The organism is Campylobacter showae, assembly GCF_004803815.1.
Taxonomy (GTDB): domain Bacteria; phylum Campylobacterota; class Campylobacteria; order Campylobacterales; family Campylobacteraceae; genus Campylobacter_A; species Campylobacter_A showae.
In genome coordinates this window covers 737,005-761,565 of sequence record NZ_CP012544.1, presented here as the reverse complement: position 1 = coordinate 761,565, position 24,561 = coordinate 737,005, and the positions used below count along the sequence as shown (strand labels likewise).

Genomic DNA, 24,561 nt, shown 5'->3' with positions numbered 1-24,561 from the left:
AGTAACAAATCCTACTTTTGCAATAAAAGTGGTCCCATTTTTTGCAAATTCATCTCCTTTATTTAAAGTTTGAATCAGCGCACTAGATGTATCAAAAACACACCAGGAACTCTTCTAATATCTTCTTCTGTAAAACTTTTTGTTTTGTTACTATCCTTGCTGCTTAGCATTATTGTCTCCTTATATTAATTTAAATCTAACCGAATTATCGATTACGGCTTTAGCTCTTAGCTCCTTTGGACCAAATCTAAAAATACTTTTATTTCCAGATATATCAACTAAAGAAAATATAAATATATCTAGTTTAATATCATCTTCTAAACATTTAATTTCCAGGATATTTTTCCATCCGTTGCATACGCAAAATTCTTTATTTTGACGAGCGCTTGTGTCAAGTATGTATATGGAATCTAAGTCAAATTTATTTCCATTAAAGGATATCAAATGTTTATTTGTTAAATATAGACCTTTGTGAATCCAATTGGTTATAAAAAGATATACCAGTAAAATGCAAAAAAATAATACATGCTTTTACAAATGCGCTTTGTTGCTCAAAATTTTGCCCAAAAAACAATGTATATAAAAATGTTACAATGCAAAGCAAGGCAAATAAAAACCTAACAAAGTGCTCTTTGACGTGATTTCCTTTATATCGGCAGATGATGTACTCATCCTCATCAAGCTTAATATTTTCAGGCAAATCCATAAACTCGTTATCATCTTTTTCCATCTCACCCCACCCAAATTCAAGTTCCCATATTTTACCCCCGCCTGCTTTAAACCACATTATTGTGATTAAATTTAGCCGTAAATTTCAGTATAGTTAGGGAAGTAGATTTTGCGAAAGATATCTTTTTTGTTTTTTATCGTTTACTTTTTTGGCGTCTCTCTACCCGCCAAATCAGTATCTTTCCCCTCCCTTGCTAAATCCCTACAATCCACTAACCCTTCCATCCCATCTTCCAAGCTTCAAACCATGCTAGCAAACAAAGAGACAAACGCAGCTAAATCAAGCCTATATCCCCGTGCAAACAGCAAATACTAAGAAATACGCACGCTCAATAAAACTTAAGTAAATTTTAGCGGCGATTTCGTTCTATTGTTTGTAAAGCGTCTTGTCGATTTTAGTAAAACGCTATATAGTCTTTTTCTGTCTTTAAGATTGCTGAATGCAAACTCTGTTGCGCCATGCTCGCTACTTTTAAGAATATCGGTAAAATCATGGCGTTTGTGCTATACAAAAATTTTAAATTTTCTTGATCATAAATGAAATTTTAATCGTAAATTGATGATATTAAAGTAGAAATTTAGCCCCACTACCGAGGCTAAATTTAATCAAATTTAGTAGTTATTTTGTGACGAACGCATTTTTCAGCACGTCTTCGATGACGTCCACGGGGATGATTTGCATATCGTTTTTGACGTCTTGCGGTATGTCGCCTAGATCGCGCTCATAGTTTTTGCGCGGTATCAGAGCGGTTTTGATGCCGGCCTTATGCGCGGCGATGAGCTTTTCTTTTAGCCCGCCGATAGGTAGCACGCGGCCGCTGAGCGTGATCTCGCCCGTCATCGCCACGTCGCTTCGCACTTTGGTATCCGTTAGGATCGAGGCGATCGCCGTCACCATCGTGATACCTGCACTCGGTCCGTCTTTTGGCGTGGCGCCCTCTGGCACGTGAATGTGCAAGTCATAACGGCGATACACTTCGCTAGCGCTAGGCTCTTTTTTTACGCCATCTTTGACGTCGTCCGGCAGGCTCGGGATGATTTTAGCAGGCACTTTTATCTTTTTAGCGTCGATCAGCACTTTAACGAGGCTAAATGCGATATATGCGCTCTCCTTCATCACGTCACCCAATGACCCGGTGATCTGCAGACCGCCTTTACCCTGTATGCGGATAGCTTCGATCTTTAGCACGTCGCCGCCCACGCTCGTCCACGCTAGCCCGTTTACCTGGCCGATCTGGGGCTTTTTGTCGGCATGCTCGATCTCATAAACCTTCTTTTCTAAAAATTCGCTCAAATTTTTAGTCGTTACGGTTATCTTTTGCGCCTCGCCCCCCAGTAGCCTTTTTGCCGCCTTTCTAAAGATATCGGCCAGTCGGCGGCGTAGATTTCGCACACCGCTTTCTCGCGTGTAGTCTGATATGATGAGGCTTAGCACGTCTTTGCCTAGAGTCACTTCGCCGGGCTTTAGGCCGTGTTTTTTTAGCTCTTGGGGGATTAGATATTTTTTAGCGATCTCAAATTTTTCCTGCGGGGTGTATGAGCTAAGCTCGATAAACTCCATCCTATCGCGAAGTGCTGGTGGTATGGCGCTCACATCGTTTGCCGTCGCAACAAAAACGACCTTGCTAAGGTCGATATTAAAATTTAAATAATAATCTCTAAATTTGTTATTTTGCTCAGGGTCTAGGATCTCCAGCAGTACCGCAGTCGGATCTCCGCGAAAGCTCCTGCCGACCTTGTCGATCTCGTCTAGCACGATGACGGGATTCATCTGTTTTGCCTCTATCAGCCCTTGCACGATACGACCGGGCATTGCGCCTATGTAGGTGCGGCGATGTCCGCGCAACTCGTTTACGTCCTCAAGGCCGCCCAAAGCCACGCGTACCAGCTCGCGCTTTAGCGCCTTTGCGATAGAGTTTGCCAGGCTCGTTTTACCGACGCCCGGAGGTCCCGCAAAGCATAGTATCGCGCCGTTATTTACCTTACCCGCGATGCCTCGTAGCTGCAAAAGCTCGCGCAGAGCAAAGTACTCCTCTATCCTATCTTTTGGCCTCTCAAGCCCGTAGTGATCGGCGTTTAGCTGCTTTGCGACCTCTTGCACGCTTAGCTTTTTGTTGGCCAGGTTTTCAAACGGCACCTCCACGACCCAGTCGAGGTAGCTTTGCGTCGTGTTGGCGTCGGCGGAGTCCGGATGCATGCGAGCCAGCTTGTCGATCTGTTTTTTTATCTCCTTATACGCGTCCTCTCCCATAAATTTTTTCTTAGCTTCTAGTTTTTTGCGGTACTCCTCGATCTCCTCTTCGCGGCTCGTGTCTGAGCCGAGCTCTTGCTGGATCTGTTTTAGCTGCTCTTTTAGAAAATACTCCTTATTTACCTTATCGATCCTTGAGTGGACTTTGTTTTTTATCTCGCGCTGGAGCTTGTTTGCCTCGATCTCCTCGATGACATAGTCGATGAGCTTTAGTAGCTTTTGCTCCAAATTTTCCTCGATAAAAAACTCGTACGCCGTTTTTTTCTTTAGCCTTAGCGAACTTAAAATCAGATCGCAAACGCGGCTAGGCTCGGCACTCTCCTCTATCGTTTTTAAAAGATCGGGCGGAAAAAAGTGGCTAAGTGCGGCCAGATCTCGCACCTTTTCGCGAAGCACGGTTAGTAGCGCGTCGCTTTTGGTATTTTCGGGTCTTTTTTCATGTAGTACGTCTACGATGGCTTGCAGCGGCTTTGAGGATACTTTTGAGACTATACGGCCTTTGCTAGTGCCTTGAAATAAAATTTTCACTCTACCGTCTGGTAGCGGCACTCGCCTCATCACAGTGCCTATGACGCCGGCGTCATAGATGGAGTCAAATTCTCGTACGCCTTCATTTTGCGCTTTCGTCGGCACGACCAGGATTGGGCTTTGCGACTCGAGGGCTAAATTTAGCGCTTCGATATTTTCCTCGTCGCTCAAAAAAAGCGGCGTGATCATAAAAGGATATAAAAATAGCTCGTCCTCGACGATAACGGGTAGCTGGGCGGGGAACATTTTTGATTCGTAAATTTGCAAATTTAGCTCCTATTCAAACATTTTTCTATACCAAGGAAGCTGCGGAAGCACGATATTTGCGTCGTTTAGCGGCGATGCCTGGACCTTTTCTTTATAAATTTGCGCCGACTCATCCCTGCCAGTGCGCTCATATAGATCGGCTATCTGCACGTCCAGGTTGTAGATCGCGAGCTTAAATTTAACCAGCATAGTTTCGATCAGCGGGCGATACTGTGTGTTTGGGTATATGTAGAGAAATTTTTCTATCTCGGCGATGCTGTCTTGCATTAGCTTTTGGTTGCGATTGGGTTGCGAGAATGAGTCAAAATTCGCTTTTATTTTTAGATACTGCGCAAATTCGCTCCTAGGGCCACCGTCGCCGTATCTTTTGAGGTATTCGTCAAGGTAAAAATTCGCCATCAGATACTCTTCGTCGTTAGCGTGAGCTTGAGCTAGTATCAGTAAAATTTGCTCCAAAAGCGGGCTAGCTACATGCTCGCTAGACATCGCCGTATAGTGTTTGTCGGCGCTTTCTAGGTCACGATTTTTGATATCGCCGATGATCTCAGAGTACCACTGGTCGGGCGTTAGATTATAAAGCTCGGTGTATTTGTCGGCACAACCGCCAATTAAACAAACAAAAAATACCGCAGATAAAAATTTGATCAAATTTTTCATACGTTCCCTTAAATTTTAAATTTTTTAAAACGGACTATTTTACCATTGTTTTTATTGCTTTTCGGTAAATTTGATTTCATTTTATGCTTAAAAATAGGAAATTTTGGATACAATTCGCGTAAAAAGTAAATATTTAATTAAGGAGATATATATGATTTTTCAAGTCAAAAGTCCGATTTTAGGCTTTGAACATATTAAAAGTTATGAATTAAAAGAACTGGATCAATTTTTCATAAAGCTTCAAAGCAAGGACGACGATACATCTTTCACCGCGATAAATCCGTATGCCTTGAGAAATTACGAATTTGAGATACCGACGTACTATCAGGAGCTGATGGACATAAACGACAAAAGCGAGCTAAGGATTTATAATATTATGGTCGTTAGCACCCCGATCGAGACATCGACGGTAAATTTCATCGCTCCTATCGTTTGCAATATGACAAATATGACGCTCTCGCAGGTAGTACTTGACGCATGGGCTTATCCGATGTATAAACAGGCTGAAAAAATTTCGGATTTTATTGAGAAGTAAAAATTTTAAGGAAAACCAAGTGAAAAATTCTAATTTTTTTCTAGTTATGATTTTTTTACTAAGCGCAAGTAGCGCCTTTGCAGTAAAAGATAAAAATTATCTGGAACATAATTTAGCTTCCGCATCATCTGGCAGATATTTAGACAATAAAGAAACCGCCAACCTTCAAAAAAGAGTCATAAATGAAGAGGTAATAGACCAGTACGGCATTAAAAGACTAGAAGAAAGAAAGATAATATACGGCGATATAGAGACTATCGGGGCCTCCGTATTAAGAACCGTAGGCAATAGCTCTCAAGGATACGGCTATAATTACAGGCCTATTTTAAGTTCCACTACGATACATACGTCCATTACAAATGTTGTATTTGAAAAAGAGGATACAAGCTATAGCTTAAACTCATCAAAAGCGACTTTTGACTTTTCCGATAGGAAAAATACCGACGGAGCAAGCATAGCAAATGATATAGTAGGAAAAAGAATTGTTTATGCTAGACTTTATTGGGCCGGAAGTTTTTCTTTAGGTTGGAGTATTTCAAACGATAACACGGCTAGAGATAAATACTTTGATACGATAAAAAACTTCAATACGATAAGATTCGGAACACCAAAAGGATACTATAATATTACCGCACACGAAAAAGATACGTTTTGGTTTGGGTCGCTCTCAAGTAGGGGCATGAGATTTCAATATCAAACAAGCGCTGATGTTACCGAGCTAGTAAAAGAGTCCCTAGGAAATACCGTAGCAAGCAGAACTTTTAGCGCAGGAAATATAAAAACTCATGATGGAATACCTCCGGGCCTATATTCATACACCGACGGTAAATGGTTTAACAATCTACAATCCCCTAGATACGGAGGATGGGCGCTAGTTATCGTATATGACTTTGGTAGCAAAGACGGTAAAAAAATAAAACCCAAAGGCGTCAATATATTTGACGGCATCAAGCTACTAACGCCGCTAGATTTAAACAAGGGAGCTAGCAGAAGCGCAGACATAACGGTTAGCGGCTTTTATACTCCAGTGAACGGTGCGGTAGTTTCCTCTCTTACCACTCTTTCATTCGGCGCAGCGAGCGAGATCTCGGCTGAAGACATAGAGATTAGAAAAGATAGCTACTCGACGTATAGCTCAATATTTGACAACACCCTAAATCAAAAAGGCGACCAGTTTAACTCCACTATATCTAAATTTAATAAGCATTTAAACCCTAGCAAAAAATATAACGCGAGTATGGATTTAGATACATACGATATTACCGGAAAACTTACCAATAAACAAACGTCTGCCGACATACGGCTAACTGCAAAAATAATCAAAAGACCTGGTGGTAGCCTACAAGGCGACGAAGCCACCGTGGGTATGCTGGCGTTTTCTACCGATCTGTATGTACCGAAAGTATGTTATATAGAAACTCTATATGTTAGGGACAAAAATAAAACTAGCGAACAAGACTTTGAACCGGTTAGCACCAATGCCAGCAACAAAACTATCGCAAAAAAAGGGGATACGCTAAGAGTTAGGCTTCAAATAGTAAACAACGGAAACGAAGAAGCACAAAAATTATCTGTAAACACTGCGCTAGATCCAAAAAATTCGACCTATGTAAACAATACTACATTTATAAGACCTAATGTTGGAAGAGGATCGACATTTGCGGTAGGAGCCGGAGATAAAAACCCAGATAATACAAATTTGCAAACTTATGCCTCAGGTAAGCTAAAATTCCTAGTCGGTCAAGGCGCCGGTGGAGGCAACGGCGGTACTATAGGAAGTAGTAACCAAGCCTTTATACAATTTGATACGGTACTCGGAGAGGCTTTTGCTAGAAATTCATATACCGCAAATTTTGAAAATCCTAGCATAAAGCTAGTGTATAAGGGCGCTATCGAAGAGTGCACCGAAACAAAATATCAACTAAGAGTAGGAAGTATAGCATCAAAAGTTGTAAATAAAAAATTCGGCGCATTGGGTAATTCGGAAAATTTATTCACTCAACTTGCCGCAAGAAAATTTGATGTTAAATTAGTAAATTTATTCATAAGCGAAAAAAACGGCAACGAGGTTAAAGAGCTTGACGATTTTAACTTTGCCAACGACGTTTACGTAGACGTAATAGAAGCAAATAAACCTTGCAACAATGCACCAAGCGTAATCGAAGGCGGCCAAGCGATTCGAGTACTAAAAACAGACCTGGCCAGCAAAAGCATAATAGATCTAAAAAATATCTTGATCAAAAAAGCTTATCCAAATTTGATATTTAGACTTTCATATAAAGACGCAAAAAATATAGACCACAAAGTTTGTAGTTCCGATTCGTTTTCGATAAGGCCGAAGGAGCTGAGAATTTACAACAGTACCACTAATTCGACAAATTTTGGAAACATGGTCGGAGGACGAGCGTATAAAAATATATGGGTACAAGCCATAGATAATGAAAACAATACGGCAGCCAACTACTCGACAAATATAAAACCTATTACGCTTAGAAGATCGACTCTAGTTCCGGCAACTTGCACCGACGGTTTTACGTTTTTAAACGGTATAAACCTAGAAGCCGATACCACTAACGGACTAGGAGAAATAAAAATATCCCAAGGCGGCGGCGCTACTAGCGACTTCGTATATCCAAATATAGGGCATGTCGCCATACACGCCAAAGATACGAAGTGGACAAACGTAGATAGAGGCACCGGCGGCAATCCTAGCGACTGCATAACAGATAGCGATACCACGACAGAAGACGCAAATGGCAAGATAGGTTGTGATACCCAAACTAGAGGCGAGCAAAATTTGCTATTCGTACCAAATGATATAGCGGCGCAGAATTTAACCGTAACTAACTTTGCCGGCGGAAATATGACATATATGTCAAACGTCGCGCCTATGGGAGCAAACGTAACGTTTAATCTAACGGCTAGATTGGGCGATGCTGCCAGGACGGCTGCTACGCTATACCGTGCCGGTTGCTATTCTAGAAACAATAGCTTTACCTTGGGGATAGATCAAATTTTAGGCGACTTTAGAACAAACAACGGCGGCGTGGCGACGCTTGCAGATATTCGAGATGCAATTATATTTTTTGATAACAATCCGCCTAGTTTCGTAAGAAAAGTAAACGCCGTAGCAAACAATGGCGCATATAGCGTAAACGCCAACGCTTTTAACGGCGGCACGGCACCTGTAACTGTAAGGCTAAATTTTGCAAGAAGCGTAAATATACCTAAAAATCCATTTACTTTAAGCAACCAAAACTTAACGATAGGCAATATATCGGATACAGACTCCGTAGCCGGCGCTGCATACGCAAAACCTACCGTCGTCAGTACAACGCAGTTTTACTACGGCAGGGTATATGCGCCGACATACACCGGACCGCAAGCGGGATTTAACGAAAATCTATACTACGGCATATATTGTAACGCTTGCAATAACGCCATATATGCTCTAGCCGCAGGCACTCAGCTACCGCAAGCGAGTAATTGGTTTGTAAATGCGGCTCATACAAATTTAGCTCAAGGAACGAGCGGGGCACTAGCAGGCGCTGCTACGACTACTATAGCTCCGGCCACTCCGATTCCGGCAAACGGAATAGGCAACATGGGGCTATCAAGCACCATAGTAGGTACGGACGTGATCAGTATGCCTGCCTCAAGTTGGCTTATATTTGACCCGATAAATGCTTTGGCTGCCGTAAATCGCTTTACCGTTAACTTTACGTCAAATAACGTAAACTGGGGAGGACAAGCGCTAGATGAAAACGGAACGGACGTAGGCGTAGGTAATGTCGTGGGTACGCGAGGCGGCGGCAGGCTAAATAATATCATAAATAAACCAAGCAAGAGAATAGAATGGTAAGAGCAAAAAAGGGCTTTTCTTTAATAGAACTTATACTAGCCATCGTTATTATGGGATTGACGATGGCTGTAGTGCCAAATGTATTTTCTAGAGTATCGGAAAATAACAGCCTAGCCATAATACAAGAAACAGTAATGGACGCAAAAACGAGACTAGCTATCATCTCTACCGCAGCTTGGAGTTGCACCGGACGGGGCGATTTCCAAAGACTTTCGACTCCGATATTTGGAAATTTGGCAAATTTTTATACCCGAAACGGCATACCGCAAGAGGGAAGAAGAATTTTTTCCAATATAGCAAGAACAGGCGTAGCGTGTAGTCCATGGGAAAACAGAACAGGCGTTTTGAACTCATTTAACGGAAGACGTACGCAGATAATTAGCGCCGCAGGATACGATAGAGATAGCATAATAACGGCAAATTTGGTAAGCAACGTAAATCTCTCGCGAAATATGTCCGGCGCAGCAGACAATGACGTACGGGAGATTGCCGTAACGGCAACCACTCAAAACACTAGAGGACAAGGAAACGGCCATCAGATAATCCTGCGAGCATATTCGGCCAATATCGGCGACGCGCCCGTGATTTTAACCAAGGTCTGGTAGGTAAAATGAAAAAAGCTTTTACGCTACTTGAACTAATGGTCGTTATAGTGATAATAGGACTATTATCGCATATGGGCATCCAAATGACTCTTAATATATATAGAAGCTATCTCCAAAGTAGAGCCATCAATACCCTAGAAACGCAAACCGAATTAGTTCTAGAGCAAATTTCAAAAAGACTTGCCATACGAGTTAGGGGTTCAACAATAGGAAAACAGCCGGCCGCCAACGGAAACGGAGCTTTCGTATCTACTAGCGCGGCGGGACTAAACAGCACCTATCCTATTCTTGAATGGATAACCTATAGCTACGAGAGCTTTCAGGACGGAGGATGGAGCGGTTTTGCAGACCTGAGTAGTCCAAATACCGCAATAGCAGCCATAGCCGGAAGCGGAACAATATCGACTCCCGGAAGCAGATTGGCCGTAGCCGCGGCTGCACCTAACTTCTCAGCCGATCAAAATATAAGAGATCTCACCAACAGTGCAGCCAGCATAGCCAACGGCAATATAGGCATAGTGTTTAAAAACATGAGTCTTAACCCCGCTACTTCTTTTGGCTATAACAGAACGAATGCAAATTCCATAGGCACCATAGTAGCCAATGGTCAAAATAACATACTAAGTATAGCAAACTACAGAGATGCTCTTATCTCGGAACAATACTACTTACTTCATACGGCTTATGCGGTAGTTCCTGGCGTGGCTAGCGCCAATGGAGATTTTAGCTTATTCCTTCATTATAATTTTCGCCCATGGGCAGGACAAGAGTACAATAACGGAAACTCAGATCTGCTAGCTACAAACGTAACGAGATTTAACTTTACGGAAGCAAACGGTATTATAGTTTTAAAACTATGCATAAGGGACGCCGGCAGATCGCTAGAGCCTGCAGAGGCCGAGACTACTGTATGCAAAACAAAGGCGATATACTAATGAGAAAAGGATTTAGTTTAGTAACGGCGATTATTTTTATAGTTTTGATAGCTACTTTGGCTATGTTTTCGCTAAATACTTCTGCAACTACGGCAAAACAAACATCGGACGTATTCTTGCGAGAACAAGCCGAACTCTTAGCTCAGGGCGCTACCGAGATAGCTGTTTTCAATCTCCTAAACACAAATTTCACGCAAGTAGCAAACTGCGCATTTTTAAACGCGGGTAATCCTACTCCTATTTTACAAACAACTTTTCCAACCAACAACGTCGCCACCTCTTTGTTTACAGTAACAGTAACAGCAAATATGGCACTCGGCACCATAGGAGCTTGCGACGGTACTGCCGGCAGAGGTACGGCAGTAATCCCGATATCTACCGCTGCATCTGCCGGAACGGTTATATTAGACGTAGTCGTTAGGTCGGCAAATGCCAATGTCCCTCCGATAAGAATTCACAGACGCACGATTCAAAAGCTCTAAAATAATACTTTATATGCTATAATGTTAGCACTTTAACGTAAAGGAGAGATGATGAATCTAAGCATCGTAGGTAAACAATTTGACCTAACAGACTCAATCAAACAACACATAGAAAACGCATTTGATGCGCTTAACAAATACGGACTGGATATTATTTCGGGTCGTTGCGTAGTTTCTGCGGACGAAAAAAACGGTAAAAAAGGCTTTAGCGTAGAATTTGCGCTAAATTTGGCAAAAAAAGACACGATCGTAATCCGCCACAAAGATAAAGATCTGTACGCTGCGGTTGATCTTGCACTTGAGCGCGCGTCAAAGGTGCTTCGCCGCGAGCATGACAAAAACACCACCGTCAAAAACAAAGACGACGGCAAAGCTGTTAGAGCTGCGATCGCAGAAGAGCAGACGAGTGACGGCGAAGCAGATGAGATAATCCCTATGGAGCTTGAGCTATATAAACCCCTAGAGATCGAGGAAGCTATGCAAAAGCTAAAAGATAGCGATGCACAATTTTACGTATTTAACGATATGGACGCCAAAATGCGCGTGATCTACAAGCGCTCTGACGGCAAATTCGGACTTTATTAATCAAATTTAGGCGAGATAAACTCTCGCCTTTTTACTTTCACATCCACAAAACCACTAATCAAACTTCGATCATTTATTACCGACTTCGCGACGCATTGCTTAAATTTTAATGATAAGCAAATTTGTGCAACACCGATAGGTAGCTTTAAATACAAGATTGTTTAATTTAGCAAGATCAAATTTGAAAAGCTATTTTTTAAATTTAATGATCGCAAGAAAAACAGCCATTTTGTTTTTTGAGGATACTTTACAAAATTCTTTTTATTGTCAATCAAAAAGCTCATCGGTAGCCACACTTAAAACATATGAGTTCTAGTATATTACAAAATTTAGCCTCAGCGAACTTTTAAGGCTTTAATCACTAAGCATCAAACTCAAATTTTACCGCCGACTCGCCGCGACTTAAAACTACGCCAAATTTATACGATACCTAAAACCGTGCCCAGCATCGACGGATTTTTATTTTGCAAAGATTGCTGTTTTTCTAGCAAGGAGTTGCTTTGCAAACTAGCTCGTAGCTCTTTTTCATATTTGGTCAAAAGATCGTCCAGTACGGTTTCAAGCTCATCTCTTAGGCTTTTTTTCATATCGGTATTTAGCCCTAGAGCCTCCATCAGCTCCTCTTTTTTGATACTTAGCTTTTCCTGGATTTTTTGTTCGTTCATCTGTGATAAAAATCCTGCTGCGCCAAGCTGCGTAAGAGTCTTTTTAAAACCTTCCACATCAGGCTCTTTGGCGGTTTTTATCGGCTCAACGGCTTTTTTGAGCTCTTTTTCAAAGTCGGCGCCTTTTACCGCCTTTGCAGTCTTTTCTATGGCTTTTTGCGCAAGCTCGGCCAAAATCTTTTGGATAAATTTTTGCTCTTCGATCGTCATTTCGCATCCTTTATAAAAGATACATTATCGCAAGCAAATTTTATTCCTTAGCTTTCTCGGCAATAAATTTAGCAAATTTTTCACTATCGTTTGGACAGCCTACGACGTCATAAAAATCAAAATTTAACTCACTGGCGATATGGCGAAATTCCTTTGATAGCTCAAAAACGGTTTCAGAGTTGTCGATACAAAAGGAGATCGGATAAACGAGCACTTTTTTGTCTTTTATCTCGGCTAGCACTTGATTTAGTGAGGGTTCGAGCCATTTTACAGGGCCTAGCTTTGACTGGTATGCGAGCAAAATTTGCTTAAATTTGACTCCTCGCTTCTCCAAAATTTCGGTTAAAATTTGAACGTGACGCTTGACATGCTCCTCATAAACGTCGCCAGCATCGATCATCTTTTGCGGCAAAGAGTGAGCCGAAAATACCAGCATTATATCGCCTGAGTTTAGATTACGCGCAGCTTTTTCGATGTCATCTACGACAACCTCGTTATATCTCTCATCCTCAAAAAACGGCTCGATGATTTTTACTTTCGCCTTTAAATTTAGCTCGGCTTGCGCCTTTTCAAAGTCGCTTATACTAGACGTTACGGTCGTAAACGAGTGGTGTGGGTAGAGAGGAAAAACAACAATCTCCGAAGCCTCCGTAAACTCAGCTAAAACATCCTTCGCAAAAGGCGGCGTGTAGTTCATCGCAAAAGCTACCGCCGTATCATCGTCTAAAAAATGCGAAATTTTACCGCATAGTCTCGCCGTAAGCTCACAGATAGGCGATTTTCCGCCGATTTGACGGTAGTTATTTTGCGCGGCTTTTAGGCGAGATTTGGTTATCATAAACGCAACAAATTTGCGCAAAAACGGGCTTTTTATCCCCAGGATATAAGGATCGTTAAACATATTTTTTAAGAATACCTCAACCTCGCTAAGGTCGTTTGGTCCGCCCATATTTAGCAGTAAAATTAGCCTCATTCGCAAACCTCCTGAGCCTTTAGTGTGTCTTCGAGCGTACTTAGATCGCTTTTTGCGCCGCAACATGCCTGATAAAACTCATTTAGTAGTGCTTTAACCGGCGAAACGTCGCTGTAAACTTTCAAATTTTGCTGCCCGTCAAGCGTGTATTTGTTTAGCTTAAGGCCCAGCATATCGCCGAAATACACGCCCCCGTTCGCGGCAAATTCGATCGTAAAGCGTTCTGCTTTAAAGCGCTTTGAGTTGTGGATACTAGCTAGCGTCTGATTTTTAAATTTAAGCTGGAAAAGTGAGTCTGTTTCGCTTCTTTTGTCGTCGTTTTGGATTGAAACTTTATTGCTAAAGATTATCTCGCTACCCGTTATAAACCTTGCAACATCGATGTTTTGTAAAATTTCAAGCTGCAAATTTACGCCCCTACTAAACCCTCGAGCGATATTTATCGAAAAAATATCTTTTTCTTTGGCGAGTTCTTTTTTTATAGAGGCGATAACGGGATTAAATCTATCTATAAAAGCCACGTAAGCGCCTATATTTTGGGATTTAAAGCAGTATTTTAGTTCCCTTATCTCGCCTGATTTGCAAAGCCAAGGATCAAGCATGATAAATTTTATAAAATTTAGGCATTTAGGTATCAAATTTAGATATTTATGCGTGTCGGTAACGATGAGAGCGTCGATGCGCACGGAGTCCAAAAGGTCGTTTATATTATCGTAAAAAGGAATCCGTCCGCAAATTTCGCTATTTTTAACGCCGTCAAAAATCGCCGCCAGCTCGAAGTGTTCGGAGCGACGAAGCTCGTTATAGTAGTGCTTCGCGTCGTTTCCAAATCCTATTATCGCAACTCGTTTTTTCATAATCTTTTTTCCAAAATTTAATGTTTTTTAGGCAATTATAGTCAAAAATAGTAATTAAACGGATAATGCGAGCGATTTTTAAATTTTACCGACGCCTTTTTATAGCGGGCCTCAAACAAGTTTTATCAAATTTATGATAAAATCAGCCCTATTTTAAAACTTTAATCAGGAAAAACGATGGATATTAGAGAGGCTTATTTAAATTTTTTTGCAAGCAAGGGTCATGAGATCATCCCGTCCGCGCCACTAGTGCCAAACGACGCTACGCTACTTTTTACAAACGCCGGCATGGTGCCGTTTAAGAGCATTTTTACCGGCGAAGTACCGCGCCCTACTCCGCCGATCCGCACGAGCTGTCAGACCTGCATCCGCGCAGGCGGCAAGCACAACGACCTAGATAACGTCGGCTACACCGCGCGCCATCACACGTTTTTTGAAATGCTGGGAAACTTTAGCTTCGGCGAGTACTTCAAAAAAGACGCTATCGCGTATGCGTGGGAGTTCGTCACGCAGGTACTAAAACTACCAAAAGACCGCCTATACGTGACCGTCCACGAGAGCGACGACGAGGCGTTTGCGCTATGGGAGCAGCACATCGCAAAGGAGCGCATTTATAGATTCGGCGATCACGATAACTTCTGGCAGATGGGCGATACGGGACCGTGCGGACCGTGCTCGGAGATCTTTTACGACCAAGGCGGCGAGCATTTTAACACGCCTGAGGACTACATGGGCGGCGACGGCGACAGATTCCTTGAAATTTGGAACCTAGTCTTCATGCAGTACGAGCGTAGTAGCGACGGAAAGCTAACTCCGCTACCAAAACCGAGCATCGACACGGGCATGGGGCTTGAACGCGTCACGGCGATAATGGAAGGCAAATTTAGCAACTACGATAGCTCGCTTTTTATGCCTCTTATCGAAGAAGTCGCAAAGCTTTGCGGCAAGCCTTACGCTTACGAGAGCGGCGCTAGCTACCGCGTCATCAGCGATCACATCCGATCGGTGACTTTCCTACTAGCCCAAGGCACTACATTTGACAAAGAGGGCCGCGGCTACGTGCTTCGCCGTATCCTGCGCCGCGCGATCAGACACGGATATCTGCTTGGAATCAGAGAACCATTTATGTACCGTCTCGTCGATAAAGTCTGCGAGCTAATGGGCGGTCACTACGCCTACCTAAACGAGAAAAAAGCGGCAGTAAAAGAGCAAATCAGGCTCGAAGAAGAGAGATTTTTAGCCACGATCGCAAGCGGACTAGAGCTTTTTGAGAGCGAGCTAGCGCGCACGAAAGATATTTTTAGCGGCAAGGCTGCGTTTAAGCTTTACGATACGTTCGGATTTCCGCTTGATCTTACCGCCGACATGCTACGCGAAAAAGGACTCAAAGTCGATGAAGCTAAATTTGACGAGTTAATGAGCGAGCAAAAAGCGCGCGCTAAGGCTGCTTGGAAAGGCAGCGGTGACAAGAGCGCAAAGGGCGATTTTAAGGCGCTTTTAGAGAAATTCGGCGAAAATAAATTTAGCGGTTACGAGGAGCTTGAGCGCACGAGCAGGGTTTTAGCACTGCTCGACGAGGATTTTAAAGAAACTCAAATTTTAAAAGCGGGCGAACAAGGCTGGGCGATGTTTGACGTGACGCCTTTTTACGCCCAAAGCGGCGGCCAGGCAGGCGACAGCGGCGAGATAGAGGGCGTGGCCGATGTACTAGATACGCAGAAGTTTTTCGGGCTAAATTTATCAAACGTTGCGGTTAAAAAAGAGCTTAAAATCGGCGATACCGTGAAGCTAAAAGTAAGCGAGCAAAGAGCCGAGATCGCGCGCCACCACAGCGCCACGCACCTACTCCATGCCGCGCTTAGAAGCGTTCTGGGAACGCATATCGCGCAGGCCGGATCTAGCGTCGAGGCTAGCAGGCTCAGGTTTGACTTCTCGCATCCAAAGGCAGTGACGGCGGAAGAGCTAACAAAGATCGAAAATTTCGTCAATAGCGCAATCGCCGAAAGTATCGCGGCAAAAACAGAGATAATGGACATCGAGGAAGCCAAAAATAGCGGCGCAATCGCGCTATTTGGCGAAAAATACGCCGACAAGGTGCGCGTGCTAAGCTTCGGCGAGGTTAGCAAGGAGCTTTGCGGCGGTACACACGTAGCAAATTTAAGCCAAATCGGAGCGTTTTTCATCACTAAAGAAGGCGGCGTGAGCGCGGGCGTACGTAGGATCGAAGCGGTGTGCTCTAAGGCCGCGCTAAATCTAGCAAAAGCCTGGCGCGGCGAGATCGAAGAGCTAAAAACCGAGCTAAAAAGCGCTGAGCCGATGAATGCAGTAAAAAAACTAAAAGCCGAGATAAAAAGCCTAAAAGATAAAACTAAGCAGGCAAAAGACGCGCACGCGCTAGCCGTGGTGAACGTAAACGAGACAAAACTTTGCGTCGCAGTGATTGACGGCGGCGATATAAAGGCAACGATAGACGAGTTTAAAAACGAGAACGAAAAGGCCGCGATCCTGCTCGTGCAAGTAAACGAAGAGGGCAAAATTGCTATGGCCGCAGGCGTGAAAAACGCGCCGTTAAAAGCGGGCGAATGGGTCAAATTTACGGCGCAAATTTTAGGCGGAAACGGCGGCGGCAAGGATGATTTCGCCACCGCAGGCGGCAAAAACGTACTTGCGATCGAGGATGCGATCAGGCAGGCGTTAGAGTTTGCTAAAATCAAACTTGAAAAATAAGCTTGGCGTCGGTCAAATTTAAGAAAATCGCTTAAATTTGACCGCGGTTTTTGCGGCGTAAAATTTAAAAGCCAGATTTGACACCGTAAAGCAAATCCGAAATTTGCGTTTTACGAACCGAGATAAAATTTAAAGGAAAATATAAGTTTATGAGTTTATTTTATTCGCGCATTTTGGCGCCGAGTTTTACCGCCGTCAATTTTACTTTAGCGCGAGAAAATTTTAGATCAAAGGGGACAAATGCCCGAATTTAACATAGCTTTTGCAAAGATTAGCAGCGCCCTGCCCTTTATCCACATCCTCTCCGTAGTTGTTTTCATCGGATTTCAAGCAAATTTTTTACTCATCGCTAAATTTTTTATGAAAAATATCGAAGGCGACACGCAAAAATACCAAACGATAATCTCCATGCTAAAGCGCCTAGGCTACGCTATCTACGGCTCGATCGCAGTAATGGGCGTAACGGGCGCGATACTAGCCAAACAAAACGCGATCAAAAACGCTGATCCGATGTTAAATACGATCTTAACGACGAAATGGGCGATCTGGGGGTTTTTGTTTTTAAACGTTATTTACGTCACGTACCGCCTAAACAAAGCCTCAAAATCCCTGCAAAATAGCGAATACATCGAGCTTCACGAGAATCTCATCGTTACGATTTATTATTTCATCCCGCTAAACGTCGCATTTGCGCTGCTGGCGGCATATCTTGGCGTATCTTATAGGGAGTTTTGATGATTATTTTGGCTTCGAGCTCGGTTACGAGAGCTAAGGTTTTACGAGATCACGGTGTTAAATTTGAGCAGGTTTTTTTCGACTACGACGAGAGCGGCGTAGATAAAAATTTACCGCCGCACGTTTACGTTCAAAAGATCGTCGCGGCAAAAAAAGAGCAATTTTTAAAAGCGAATGAAAATGCAAAAAACGTCGTTTTCGCCGATAGCGTCGTCGTATGTGGCGGTAAAATTTTAGGCAAAGCAAAGGACGAAAAGGAAGCTCTAAAAATGCTACAAATGCAAAGCGGGAGTACCGCCAGGATCGTAACTGCGATGATATTTTTGGGCGAGAAATTCGAGCTTTTTAACGTCAGCTTTGCGGAGTATAAATTTGCCAAATTTGACGAAGCCGACCTACAAAACTACCTATCGGGCGATCTTTGGCAGGGCAAGGCCGGAGCCATGACGATAGAAAATTTCAACAAAAAATACATCCTAAGCCAAAACGGCGAAACTAGCACCGCAATGGGGCTAAACGTGAAAATTTTAAAGGCCTTTTTATGAGAATTTTAGCTTCGATTTTGTTTATTATCTTCGTTTCGCTGAGTGCGGCGTTTGTTTATCTTTATTCGCAAGTTACCTTTGATGCGTCAAATATCATCGATTTTAAGCCAAAGCTCACGACTCAAATTTACGATAGAAACGGCGAACTCATCGCAAATATCTTTGACGAAAACAGGATCTACGTCAAGTACGAAGACATTCCGCCGCGCGTCATCGAGGCGCTGGTAGCGATCGAGGATACGAGCTTTTTTGAGCACGGCGGCGTAAATCCCGAGGCTATCACGCGAGCTATCGTTAAGGACATAAAGGCGGGCAAACTAGTCGAGGGCGCTAGCACGCTAACGCAGCAGTTAGTTAAAAACATGGTATTAACCAGAGAAAAAAAGCTAACCCGTAAGCTAAAAGAGATGATCATCTCGATGAAGCTGGAAAACGAGCTAACCAAAGAGCAAATTTTAGAGCGCTATCTAAATCACGTCTATCTAGGACACGGCTATCATGGCATAAAAACCGCAGCAAAGGGATACTTTAGAAAGGAGCTTGACGAGCTCACGCTAAAAGAGATTGCTATCCTAGTGGGCTTACCAAAAGCGCCCAGCACCTACGACCCGACCCGCCACCTAGATCTATCGCTTAGCCGCGCAAACAACGTCATAGCAAGGATGAACGCACTAGGCTGGATCAGCGACGCAGAGTACAAGGCCGCGCTAGTCGAGCAGCCCGTAGTTTTTGACGATACGCTCACGCAAAATAAAGCCCCGTACATCGTGGACGAGGTGCTAAAAGAGGCCTCAAAGCGCTTTGAGGATATAAAAACCGGCGGCTACGTCATCGAAACCGGCGTCGATTTAAAGGTGCAAGATATGGCGTCCGAGGCGCTAAAATACGGCTACAACGAGATACTAAAACGTAACAAAGACGCAAACGCCAGCATCCTAAACGGCGCTATCGTCGTTACGCTACCTAAAACGGGCGAGATCCTCGCGCTAGTAGGCGGCGTAGACTACTCCAAAAGCAGCTATAACCGCGCCACGCAGAGTATGCGCCAACCGGGATCTAGCTTTAAGCCCTTTATCTATCAGATTGCTCTAGACATGGGCTACTCGCCTATGAGCAAGGCTGCTGATATATCAAGGGTTTTTAACGAAGGTAGCCAGTACGAGTGGCGTCCAAAAAACTACAGCGGCGGCTTCCAGGGCTATATCACGCTGCGTGAGGCTCTGCGTCAGTCGCGCAACCTCGCCACGATAAATTTGCTCGACGAGATCGGGCTTGATACGGCGTATAAAAAGCTAACCGAAATGGGCTTTAAAAATATACCTAAAAACCTCTCCATCGCGCTTGGTAGCTTTGGCATCTCGCCATTGGAGTTTGCTAAATTTTACTCGATGTTTCCAAACGGCGGCGAGATCGTGGAGCCAAGCCTGATAAAACGCATCATAAACTATCAAAATTTAGAAGCGGTTTTTGAGCCTGAGCGGACGTTCGTCACTGAGCCCGAGCAGGCATACCTGATGACCGATATGATGAAAACGGTCGTGGAGCGCGGCACGGGACAAAGCGCGAGGCTAAACGGCGTGCAGGTAGCGGGCAAAACAGGCACGACAAATAACAACATAGATGCGTGGTTTTGCGGATTTACGCCTGAGGTCGAGGTGGTCGTATGGTACGGCAACGACGACAACACGCCGATGAGAAAGGTAGAAGGCGGCGGACGTACCGCGGCGCCGGTGTTTAAGAAATTTATGGAAAGCTATATGAAGGAGTACCCGCTAAAACAAAAAACCTTTATCGAGCCAGAGGGCGTCTTTCACACTGCGTACGAGGGCCTGATCGAGGTCTATACGAAGATCTCGCCGGTACCGAAACAAGACGCGCAAGATACGCTTATAAAACAAGACGACGAGGGGTTGATTTTTTAATTTTACCCCAGAATGCCGGCTAAATTTGAGCGATTTGCTATGCAAATTTAGCCACCGCCTCGTCAAATTTGAACCCATTTTCAAAGCCGCTTTTTACCCTTACTTCAAATTTACGTTCAGGTTTTACGGTCAAATTTGATCTCACACGGTTAAAACCCAATTTTAAAAGCGCTTTTAAATTTGCTTGTTGATTTCTAGTCTCGTCAAATTTAAACTTGCCCGCAAATCCAAAAAATTTGAAGCCAAATTTAAACGGTCCAAATTTTACACTATCTTAGGTGCCAAATTTAACCAAGCCTCAAAAACAAGCAGTGTCCATACTGTTTATATTTACCGCCCCGCCAAGAGCAAAAACCGCATCAAACGCCGCTCAAATTGTACGAAATTACGCTTCGTCTTTCGGGATATACGTACTTCGGTTAAACAGATAGCATGCCGCAAAGATAACCAGACAAGCCGACAATACGTTTGAACCGCTCAAAAGCAAGCTCATTGTCTTTTCGTCATTTCTAGCGATCAGAGCTGCTATTATGAGCACAAGCGGATACAAGATCAAAGCAATACTAGCTAAATTTTCAACCGTAAAAATCGTCAAACAAAGTCGCTGATTTTTTATGAAAAATTTGCTGTACTTTTTCGTAGGGTGGCTTTTTAGGTAAATTTTCGTGAAAATATACGGCAAAATTAGCACCACGGCAAGGTATGCAACTCCTAAGATGTTTCCTATAAAGCTCGCAAACCACGAAACCATGAGCGTAAATCCGATAAATGCCATACTAGCGCGCCTGATAAGCCTATGCACGTCGTAACGATTTTTTAAACCCCAAGGTATTTGATCAAATTTTGCGTCCAGGTCATTTAGCTCGTCTAGTTTTTCCTCTGCGGACTTCGCGCTTTGAGCCGCTAAGCCGGACTCCCTGCGCAGATCTGCCCCCTCGGGTGCGGGCTCATATGAGCTTATGTTCAAAGAGTAGCATACGGCAAAAACAAGCAAGCAAATCGGAGCCGCGACAAGGCCGTATAAAAACGCATAAACACCGTATCCGCCGCCGCCCCTTGCGAAAAATGACCCCAAAATAAGCAAAATCGGATATAAAATCAAAACTATACTTGCAAAATTTTCTATCCTAAAGGCCAGGAAGCTAGCGCGCTGATCTCTCACGAAAAGATAGCTGTATCGCTTGGTTTTACTTCGCCTTAAAACATAAATGGTGGCGCAAATAGGCACAACTATCTTCACAGCACCCCGAATATAGCTAAAAATTTCAGGCGGCAATTCTATGCCATTGTTTACAAAAAATGATTTCAAATACGGCGCCAACATCGCAAAAAGATAAAAAACGACAAACGTCGATGACCAGTACGTCATAATCGCCCGCCTGATAAACCTATGCCTATCATACCGCCTTTTTGCGTCCTCAGAGATAGCGGCAAATTTCTCGTCCAGCTCTTTCATCTCGGCTTGAAATTTTACGTTCACGGCTAACTCCTTTTACAAGCGCTTATTTTAGAAATTATATCAAATTTGACGTAGTAAGGCGCCAAAATTCGGGGATTAAATTTGATAGCAAAAACGTAGCTACGTTTTGAAAATTTTACGTTTTACCGCCGCTTGGCAAATTTAATCAAGCAACAACAAAGAAAAAGAACTTAAATTTGACTCGTTTGTCGTAAAAAGATCCACGAATAAAAATATAGTGTAGCGTCCGCACAAGCTAGGGTATGGCGATAAAATAAAAGCGCACCGCCTATTTACGGCGATCAAACTCAAATTTAACCCGAGCTTCCCGGCTAAATTTGAGCGGGTTTTTCAGTCAAATTTTGGCCGAACTTAACGTAAAAAGCAAAAGCTCAAAATTTACTCCACGAGCTTCATCTGCTCGGCGCAGATGGCCTTCCACGAGCTTTGCAAGTTTGAGCCGACGCACTCCTGTAGATACGGCTTTGCTTCGCTTTCGCGTTTTAGTTTGATGTAGATTTCCGATATCTGAGCTAGCGCTCGCAGCCTGTTTTCGGGATCTAGGCGCGTATCTATGAGCTCTTGCGCGGCCTGTAAGGCCTCGTCCAGCCTATCCAGCTTGCTTAGCGAGCCGATGTACTCAAAGTCGATTTTCGGGCTAAAAGTGGCGATATGTAGGCGTTTTTGTAGGTCGATCGCCTTTTTGGCGTAAACCGACGCGTTTAAAAAGTCGTTCGCGCCATACGTCGCCTCGGCCATGCGGTCGTAGAGCTCGATGACCTTAAAGTCGTTTTTGCGTAGCGTCTCGACAGCCGTTATCGTCGCGGCGGCGTCGGCGAGCCTGCCTAGCCCCATCAGCGCTTCAAATCTATAAAAAAGCACGGGCGAAACGTCGGCGTACTCCTGCCTAGACGCGATAGCTAGGGCTTCGTCTGCCACGAGCAAGGCGTCGTTATACTTTTCCGTTTTTATCAAAACGGAGGCTAGTTTGATGAGCCACTCCACGCGGTCGAGCATGTCGGGCGCAAGGATATTTTGCGAGGCGAGCTCGTGCGCGGCGGCGAAGCGCGATAGACGCATATAGCAGTCAAAGAGCTTAAATTTAGCCCCGATTTTCTCGCCTACGCCGTAGTTTTCGGTCAAATTTACAGCCATAGCGCAGTCGTTTTGGCGAATGGCTTCACTCGCTAAATTTAGCGCAGCCTGAGCTAAAACGGCGCTTGCGTCCGTATCGTTTAGATCGCGCACGGCCTGGGTATAGCGCAGGACGGAGTCAAATTTACGCTCTTTTAGATAGAGCGCGACCTGCTCTTTTAGCGCCTTGGCGCCGACGTCCGTTTTGCCGTATTTATCTATAAGCGCGTCGTAGTGCTCGTGTAACTTTGTCGCGTTATTCTCGTCGTTTCTTGCAAAAAATAGCTTATCTAGCGCATTTTGTACGGCGGCGGTATACTGCCCGTCCGCAAACTCGTTTTGGTATCTTTTTAGGTATTCGTATGCTTTTTGCGTATCGGGAGTGCCCGCTAGAGCGATGCCTAGATTTTTTAGCACGGTTTCGTAGTCATCATCGTTTTTGTCTAATCTAGCGAGTAAAATTTCATAAATTCTCGCGGCGATATCGTCCATCTTTTTCTCGTGAAATACCCCCGCCAGCGCCATTAGCTTGGATGCGTCGTTTAGTAGGTACTCTTGATTTCTGTTTAAAATCTTAAGCATAAAGTCCTTGGCGCGGTCAAATTTGGCCTTGTCGATGCTACCTTGCACGAGGCTAAGAGCCGCGCGGCTAGCTACGTCTAGCGTCTGCGCCGAGTACAGCACGTCCTCGTACATCCTCACGGCCTCGTCCTGCCTACCGGAGGCGTAGAGCTTATCGGCAAACTCAAGCTCGGCTAGCTTGGTGAAATTTGAGTTTGGATGCTCGCTTTTAAGGATATCTAGCGTGTAGTTCGCGTCGCTAACGAGCTCCTGCCTGAGGTAGGCTTTGGTCACGAGATAGAGCACCTCGGGGTAGTTTTCGTCCGATACGAACCTGCGCATCCACGCGCGCCCCTCGCTTGCTACATCTGCTGCACCAAGCCCATCAAAGCTATTTTGCGAGTCTAAAATTTTATCCAAGGCGCGCAGTCTATAGAGCAAAAACTCGCTGGCGAAAATGCTATTTGGATATCGGCGTAGCGCCGTCTGCGTCGTGCTTATCGTCTCGTCGTAGCGCTTGGCCTCATAGCTTTTTTTCACATCCAGGTACATGTTTATATCGTTGCTGTCGCCGCTTTCTATAGGGGCCTTGTTTAGATCTAGCGGTCCGATGCTAGGTGCGGTCATCTGCTCAAATATCGGGGCAAAATTTATCCCCGCATTTGCTTGCTTTTTAAATTCGTTTAAATTTTGATCTATCACGATGGCGTGGCGTTTGGCTGCACCGCCGTTTTTGCTAAACGGCACGGCGGATGCGCCGTAAAGAGACTCGCTAGAAGATATCAAGCGGGAGCTCGCGTGCGGCACGATATAGACCCGCATGCCGCCTTTTTCCTCGCGGAATCTCACCTCCGCAAGAGCCAAAATTTTATCCTCGACCTTCGGCAACGCGCCGCCAGGAAGATCGCAAAAATAAAGCTTACGGTCGTAGGCGAGGATCTCCTCTTTGCAGACGAGTCCCTTCTCGTCGCTGACGTTTATCACGGTGTAGGGCCTGCCGTCCTCTGCGCCCGAATTTACGCTCAGGCTAAAAGAAAACGCCAAAATCGGTAAAAAAAGTAAAAAATATTTTCTCATGCGACCATTATACCCTTTTTCGTTTAAAAAGCGCTATAAAAGCGAATATTACGCGCTTTAAAGGCTATTTTTTTACTAAATTTAGCGCGTTTGGATAAAATTTTATTTAGCCTAAATTTAACTTTGGCATACCCAGGAAATTTGGATTTTAAAGTGTCGATTGCGGGCAAATTTTAGTTCGGCGGTCAAATTTGACGCTACGACGCCGCGTTTTTAGATTAAATTTAGCGTAGCGCGCCTCGGCGGATAAAACTATCCGC

At 44.1% G+C, this 24,561-nt stretch carries 19 protein-coding genes; 10 read left to right on the top strand and 9 right to left on the bottom strand.

All coding sequences use genetic code 11. From position 1 onward, the window contains the following. Positions 1–448: 448 nt before the first annotated feature. The 3 genes from CSHOW_RS03775 to CSHOW_RS03765 all read right to left on the bottom strand — a co-directional run bounded on the left by CSHOW_RS03775 (position 449) and on the right by CSHOW_RS03765 (position 4,432). Entirely contained in the window at positions 449–787 is a 339-nt protein-coding gene (locus CSHOW_RS03775) for a hypothetical protein (RefSeq protein WP_039895024.1), read from the bottom strand. 561 nt (positions 788–1,348) lie between these two features. Next, positions 1,349–3,775, bottom strand: coding sequence for an endopeptidase La (lon, locus tag CSHOW_RS03770; protein ID WP_002946406.1), 2,427 nt, complete (start codon positions 3,773–3,775; stop codon positions 1,349–1,351). Between the two features lie 9 nt (positions 3,776–3,784). After that, positions 3,785–4,432, bottom strand: a complete 648-nt coding sequence (locus CSHOW_RS03765; protein WP_002946404.1) for an outer membrane protein assembly factor BamD — start codon at positions 4,430–4,432, stop codon at positions 3,785–3,787. A 151-nt stretch (positions 4,433–4,583) separates the two neighbouring features. Between CSHOW_RS03765 and fliW the strand changes: the two genes are divergently transcribed. From fliW to hpf, 6 genes are read left to right on the top strand one after another with little or no spacing between them, the layout of a single operon-like run. Then, positions 4,584–4,967 (top strand): flagellar assembly protein FliW, encoded by a 384-nt coding sequence (gene fliW, locus CSHOW_RS03760; RefSeq protein ID WP_002946402.1) that lies wholly within the window; start codon positions 4,584–4,586, stop codon positions 4,965–4,967. 19 nt (positions 4,968–4,986) lie between these two features. Then, a complete protein-coding gene (locus CSHOW_RS03755; protein ID WP_002946395.1) occupies positions 4,987–8,829 on the top strand; it encodes a hypothetical protein in 3,843 nt (1,280 codons plus the stop codon). Then, entirely contained in the window at positions 8,823–9,434 is a 612-nt protein-coding gene (locus CSHOW_RS03750; RefSeq protein ID WP_002946394.1) for a prepilin-type N-terminal cleavage/methylation domain-containing protein, read from the top strand. The genes CSHOW_RS03755 and CSHOW_RS03750 overlap by 7 nt, the downstream gene beginning before the upstream one ends. A gap of 5 nt (positions 9,435–9,439) precedes the next feature. Then, positions 9,440–10,369, top strand: a complete 930-nt coding sequence (locus CSHOW_RS03745) for a type II secretion system protein (RefSeq protein ID WP_002946393.1) — start codon at positions 9,440–9,442, stop codon at positions 10,367–10,369. Beyond that, positions 10,369–10,851, top strand: coding sequence for a hypothetical protein (locus CSHOW_RS03740; protein ID WP_002946392.1), 483 nt, complete (start codon positions 10,369–10,371; stop codon positions 10,849–10,851). The genes CSHOW_RS03745 and CSHOW_RS03740 overlap by 1 nt, the downstream gene beginning before the upstream one ends. Positions 10,852–10,902: 51 nt before the next feature. Further along, positions 10,903–11,436, top strand: a complete 534-nt coding sequence (gene hpf / locus CSHOW_RS03735; RefSeq protein ID WP_002946391.1) for a ribosome hibernation-promoting factor, HPF/YfiA family — start codon at positions 10,903–10,905, stop codon at positions 11,434–11,436. 419 nt (positions 11,437–11,855) lie between these two features. Here the strand turns inward: hpf and CSHOW_RS03730 are convergent, their stop codons facing one another. The 3 genes from CSHOW_RS03730 to CSHOW_RS03720 are packed head-to-tail and all read right to left on the bottom strand — an operon-like array spanning position 11,856 to position 14,141. Further along, positions 11,856–12,311: a hypothetical protein gene (locus tag CSHOW_RS03730; protein ID WP_002946386.1), complete on the bottom strand. Its 456-nt coding sequence runs from the start codon at positions 12,309–12,311 to the stop codon at positions 11,856–11,858. 40 nt (positions 12,312–12,351) lie between these two features. Continuing rightward, positions 12,352–13,284: a ferrochelatase gene (hemH, locus tag CSHOW_RS03725; protein WP_039895021.1), complete on the bottom strand. Its 933-nt coding sequence runs from the start codon at positions 13,282–13,284 to the stop codon at positions 12,352–12,354. Further along, the gene (locus CSHOW_RS03720; protein ID WP_002946367.1) at positions 13,281–14,141 is read right to left on the bottom strand and encodes a Gfo/Idh/MocA family oxidoreductase; all 861 of its coding nucleotides are present in this window, start codon (positions 14,139–14,141) and stop codon (positions 13,281–13,283) included. Before CSHOW_RS03720 ends, hemH begins: the two co-directional genes overlap by 4 nt. A gap of 177 nt (positions 14,142–14,318) precedes the next feature. Between CSHOW_RS03720 and alaS the strand changes: the two genes are divergently transcribed. The 4 genes from alaS to CSHOW_RS03700 all read left to right on the top strand — a co-directional run bounded on the left by alaS (position 14,319) and on the right by CSHOW_RS03700 (position 20,070). Next, a complete protein-coding gene (gene alaS / locus CSHOW_RS03715; RefSeq protein ID WP_002946364.1) occupies positions 14,319–16,868 on the top strand; it encodes an alanine--tRNA ligase in 2,550 nt (849 codons plus the stop codon). Positions 16,869–17,108: 240 nt separating this feature from the next. Continuing rightward, the gene (locus CSHOW_RS03710) at positions 17,109–17,603 is read left to right on the top strand and encodes a hypothetical protein (protein WP_002946363.1); all 495 of its coding nucleotides are present in this window, start codon (positions 17,109–17,111) and stop codon (positions 17,601–17,603) included. Then, positions 17,603–18,148 carry a septum formation inhibitor Maf gene (gene maf, locus CSHOW_RS03705; RefSeq protein WP_002946361.1) on the top strand — a complete coding sequence of 182 codons (546 nt, stop codon included), beginning with the start codon at positions 17,603–17,605 and terminating at the stop codon, positions 18,146–18,148. Before CSHOW_RS03710 ends, maf begins: the two co-directional genes overlap by 1 nt. Next, entirely contained in the window at positions 18,145–20,070 is a 1,926-nt protein-coding gene (locus tag CSHOW_RS03700) for a transglycosylase domain-containing protein (protein WP_002946358.1), read from the top strand. Before maf ends, CSHOW_RS03700 begins: the two co-directional genes overlap by 4 nt. 37 nt (positions 20,071–20,107) lie before the next feature. Here the strand turns inward: CSHOW_RS03700 and CSHOW_RS10525 are convergent, their stop codons facing one another. The 3 genes from CSHOW_RS10525 to CSHOW_RS03690 form a co-directional block, all read right to left on the bottom strand. Then, positions 20,108–20,230 (bottom strand): hypothetical protein, encoded by a 123-nt coding sequence (locus tag CSHOW_RS10525; protein ID WP_002946347.1) that lies wholly within the window; start codon positions 20,228–20,230, stop codon positions 20,108–20,110. Between the two features lie 225 nt (positions 20,231–20,455). Further along, complete coding sequence (locus CSHOW_RS03695) at positions 20,456–21,550, bottom strand: hypothetical protein (protein ID WP_002946339.1); 1,095 nt, start codon at positions 21,548–21,550, stop codon at positions 20,456–20,458. Between the two features lie 378 nt (positions 21,551–21,928). Further along, positions 21,929–24,301: a tetratricopeptide repeat protein gene (locus tag CSHOW_RS03690; protein ID WP_002946337.1), complete on the bottom strand. Its 2,373-nt coding sequence runs from the start codon at positions 24,299–24,301 to the stop codon at positions 21,929–21,931. Positions 24,302–24,561 lie beyond the last annotated feature (260 nt).

Coding starts and splice junctions, on each gene's coding strand:
- CSHOW_RS03775 (WP_039895024.1), bottom strand. CDS start 787: ATGTGGTTTAAAGCAGGCGGGGGTAAAATATGGGAACTTGAATTTGGG.
- CSHOW_RS03765 (WP_002946404.1), bottom strand. CDS start 4,432: ATGAAAAATTTGATCAAATTTTTATCTGCGGTATTTTTTGTTTGTTTA.
- fliW (WP_002946402.1), top strand. CDS start 4,584: ATGATTTTTCAAGTCAAAAGTCCGATTTTAGGCTTTGAACATATTAAA.
- CSHOW_RS03750 (WP_002946394.1), top strand. CDS start 8,823: ATGGTAAGAGCAAAAAAGGGCTTTTCTTTAATAGAACTTATACTAGCC.
- CSHOW_RS03745 (WP_002946393.1), top strand. CDS start 9,440: ATGAAAAAAGCTTTTACGCTACTTGAACTAATGGTCGTTATAGTGATA.
- CSHOW_RS03740 (WP_002946392.1), top strand. CDS start 10,369: ATGAGAAAAGGATTTAGTTTAGTAACGGCGATTATTTTTATAGTTTTG.
- hpf (WP_002946391.1), top strand. CDS start 10,903: ATGAATCTAAGCATCGTAGGTAAACAATTTGACCTAACAGACTCAATC.
- CSHOW_RS03730 (WP_002946386.1), bottom strand. CDS start 12,311: ATGACGATCGAAGAGCAAAAATTTATCCAAAAGATTTTGGCCGAGCTT.
- hemH (WP_039895021.1), bottom strand. CDS start 13,284: ATGAGGCTAATTTTACTGCTAAATATGGGCGGACCAAACGACCTTAGC.
- CSHOW_RS03720 (WP_002946367.1), bottom strand. CDS start 14,141: ATGAAAAAACGAGTTGCGATAATAGGATTTGGAAACGACGCGAAGCAC.
- alaS (WP_002946364.1), top strand. CDS start 14,319: ATGGATATTAGAGAGGCTTATTTAAATTTTTTTGCAAGCAAGGGTCAT.
- CSHOW_RS03710 (WP_002946363.1), top strand. CDS start 17,109: ATGCCCGAATTTAACATAGCTTTTGCAAAGATTAGCAGCGCCCTGCCC.
- maf (WP_002946361.1), top strand. CDS start 17,603: ATGATTATTTTGGCTTCGAGCTCGGTTACGAGAGCTAAGGTTTTACGA.
- CSHOW_RS03700 (WP_002946358.1), top strand. CDS start 18,145: ATGAGAATTTTAGCTTCGATTTTGTTTATTATCTTCGTTTCGCTGAGT.
- CSHOW_RS03690 (WP_002946337.1), bottom strand. CDS start 24,301: ATGAGAAAATATTTTTTACTTTTTTTACCGATTTTGGCGTTTTCTTTT.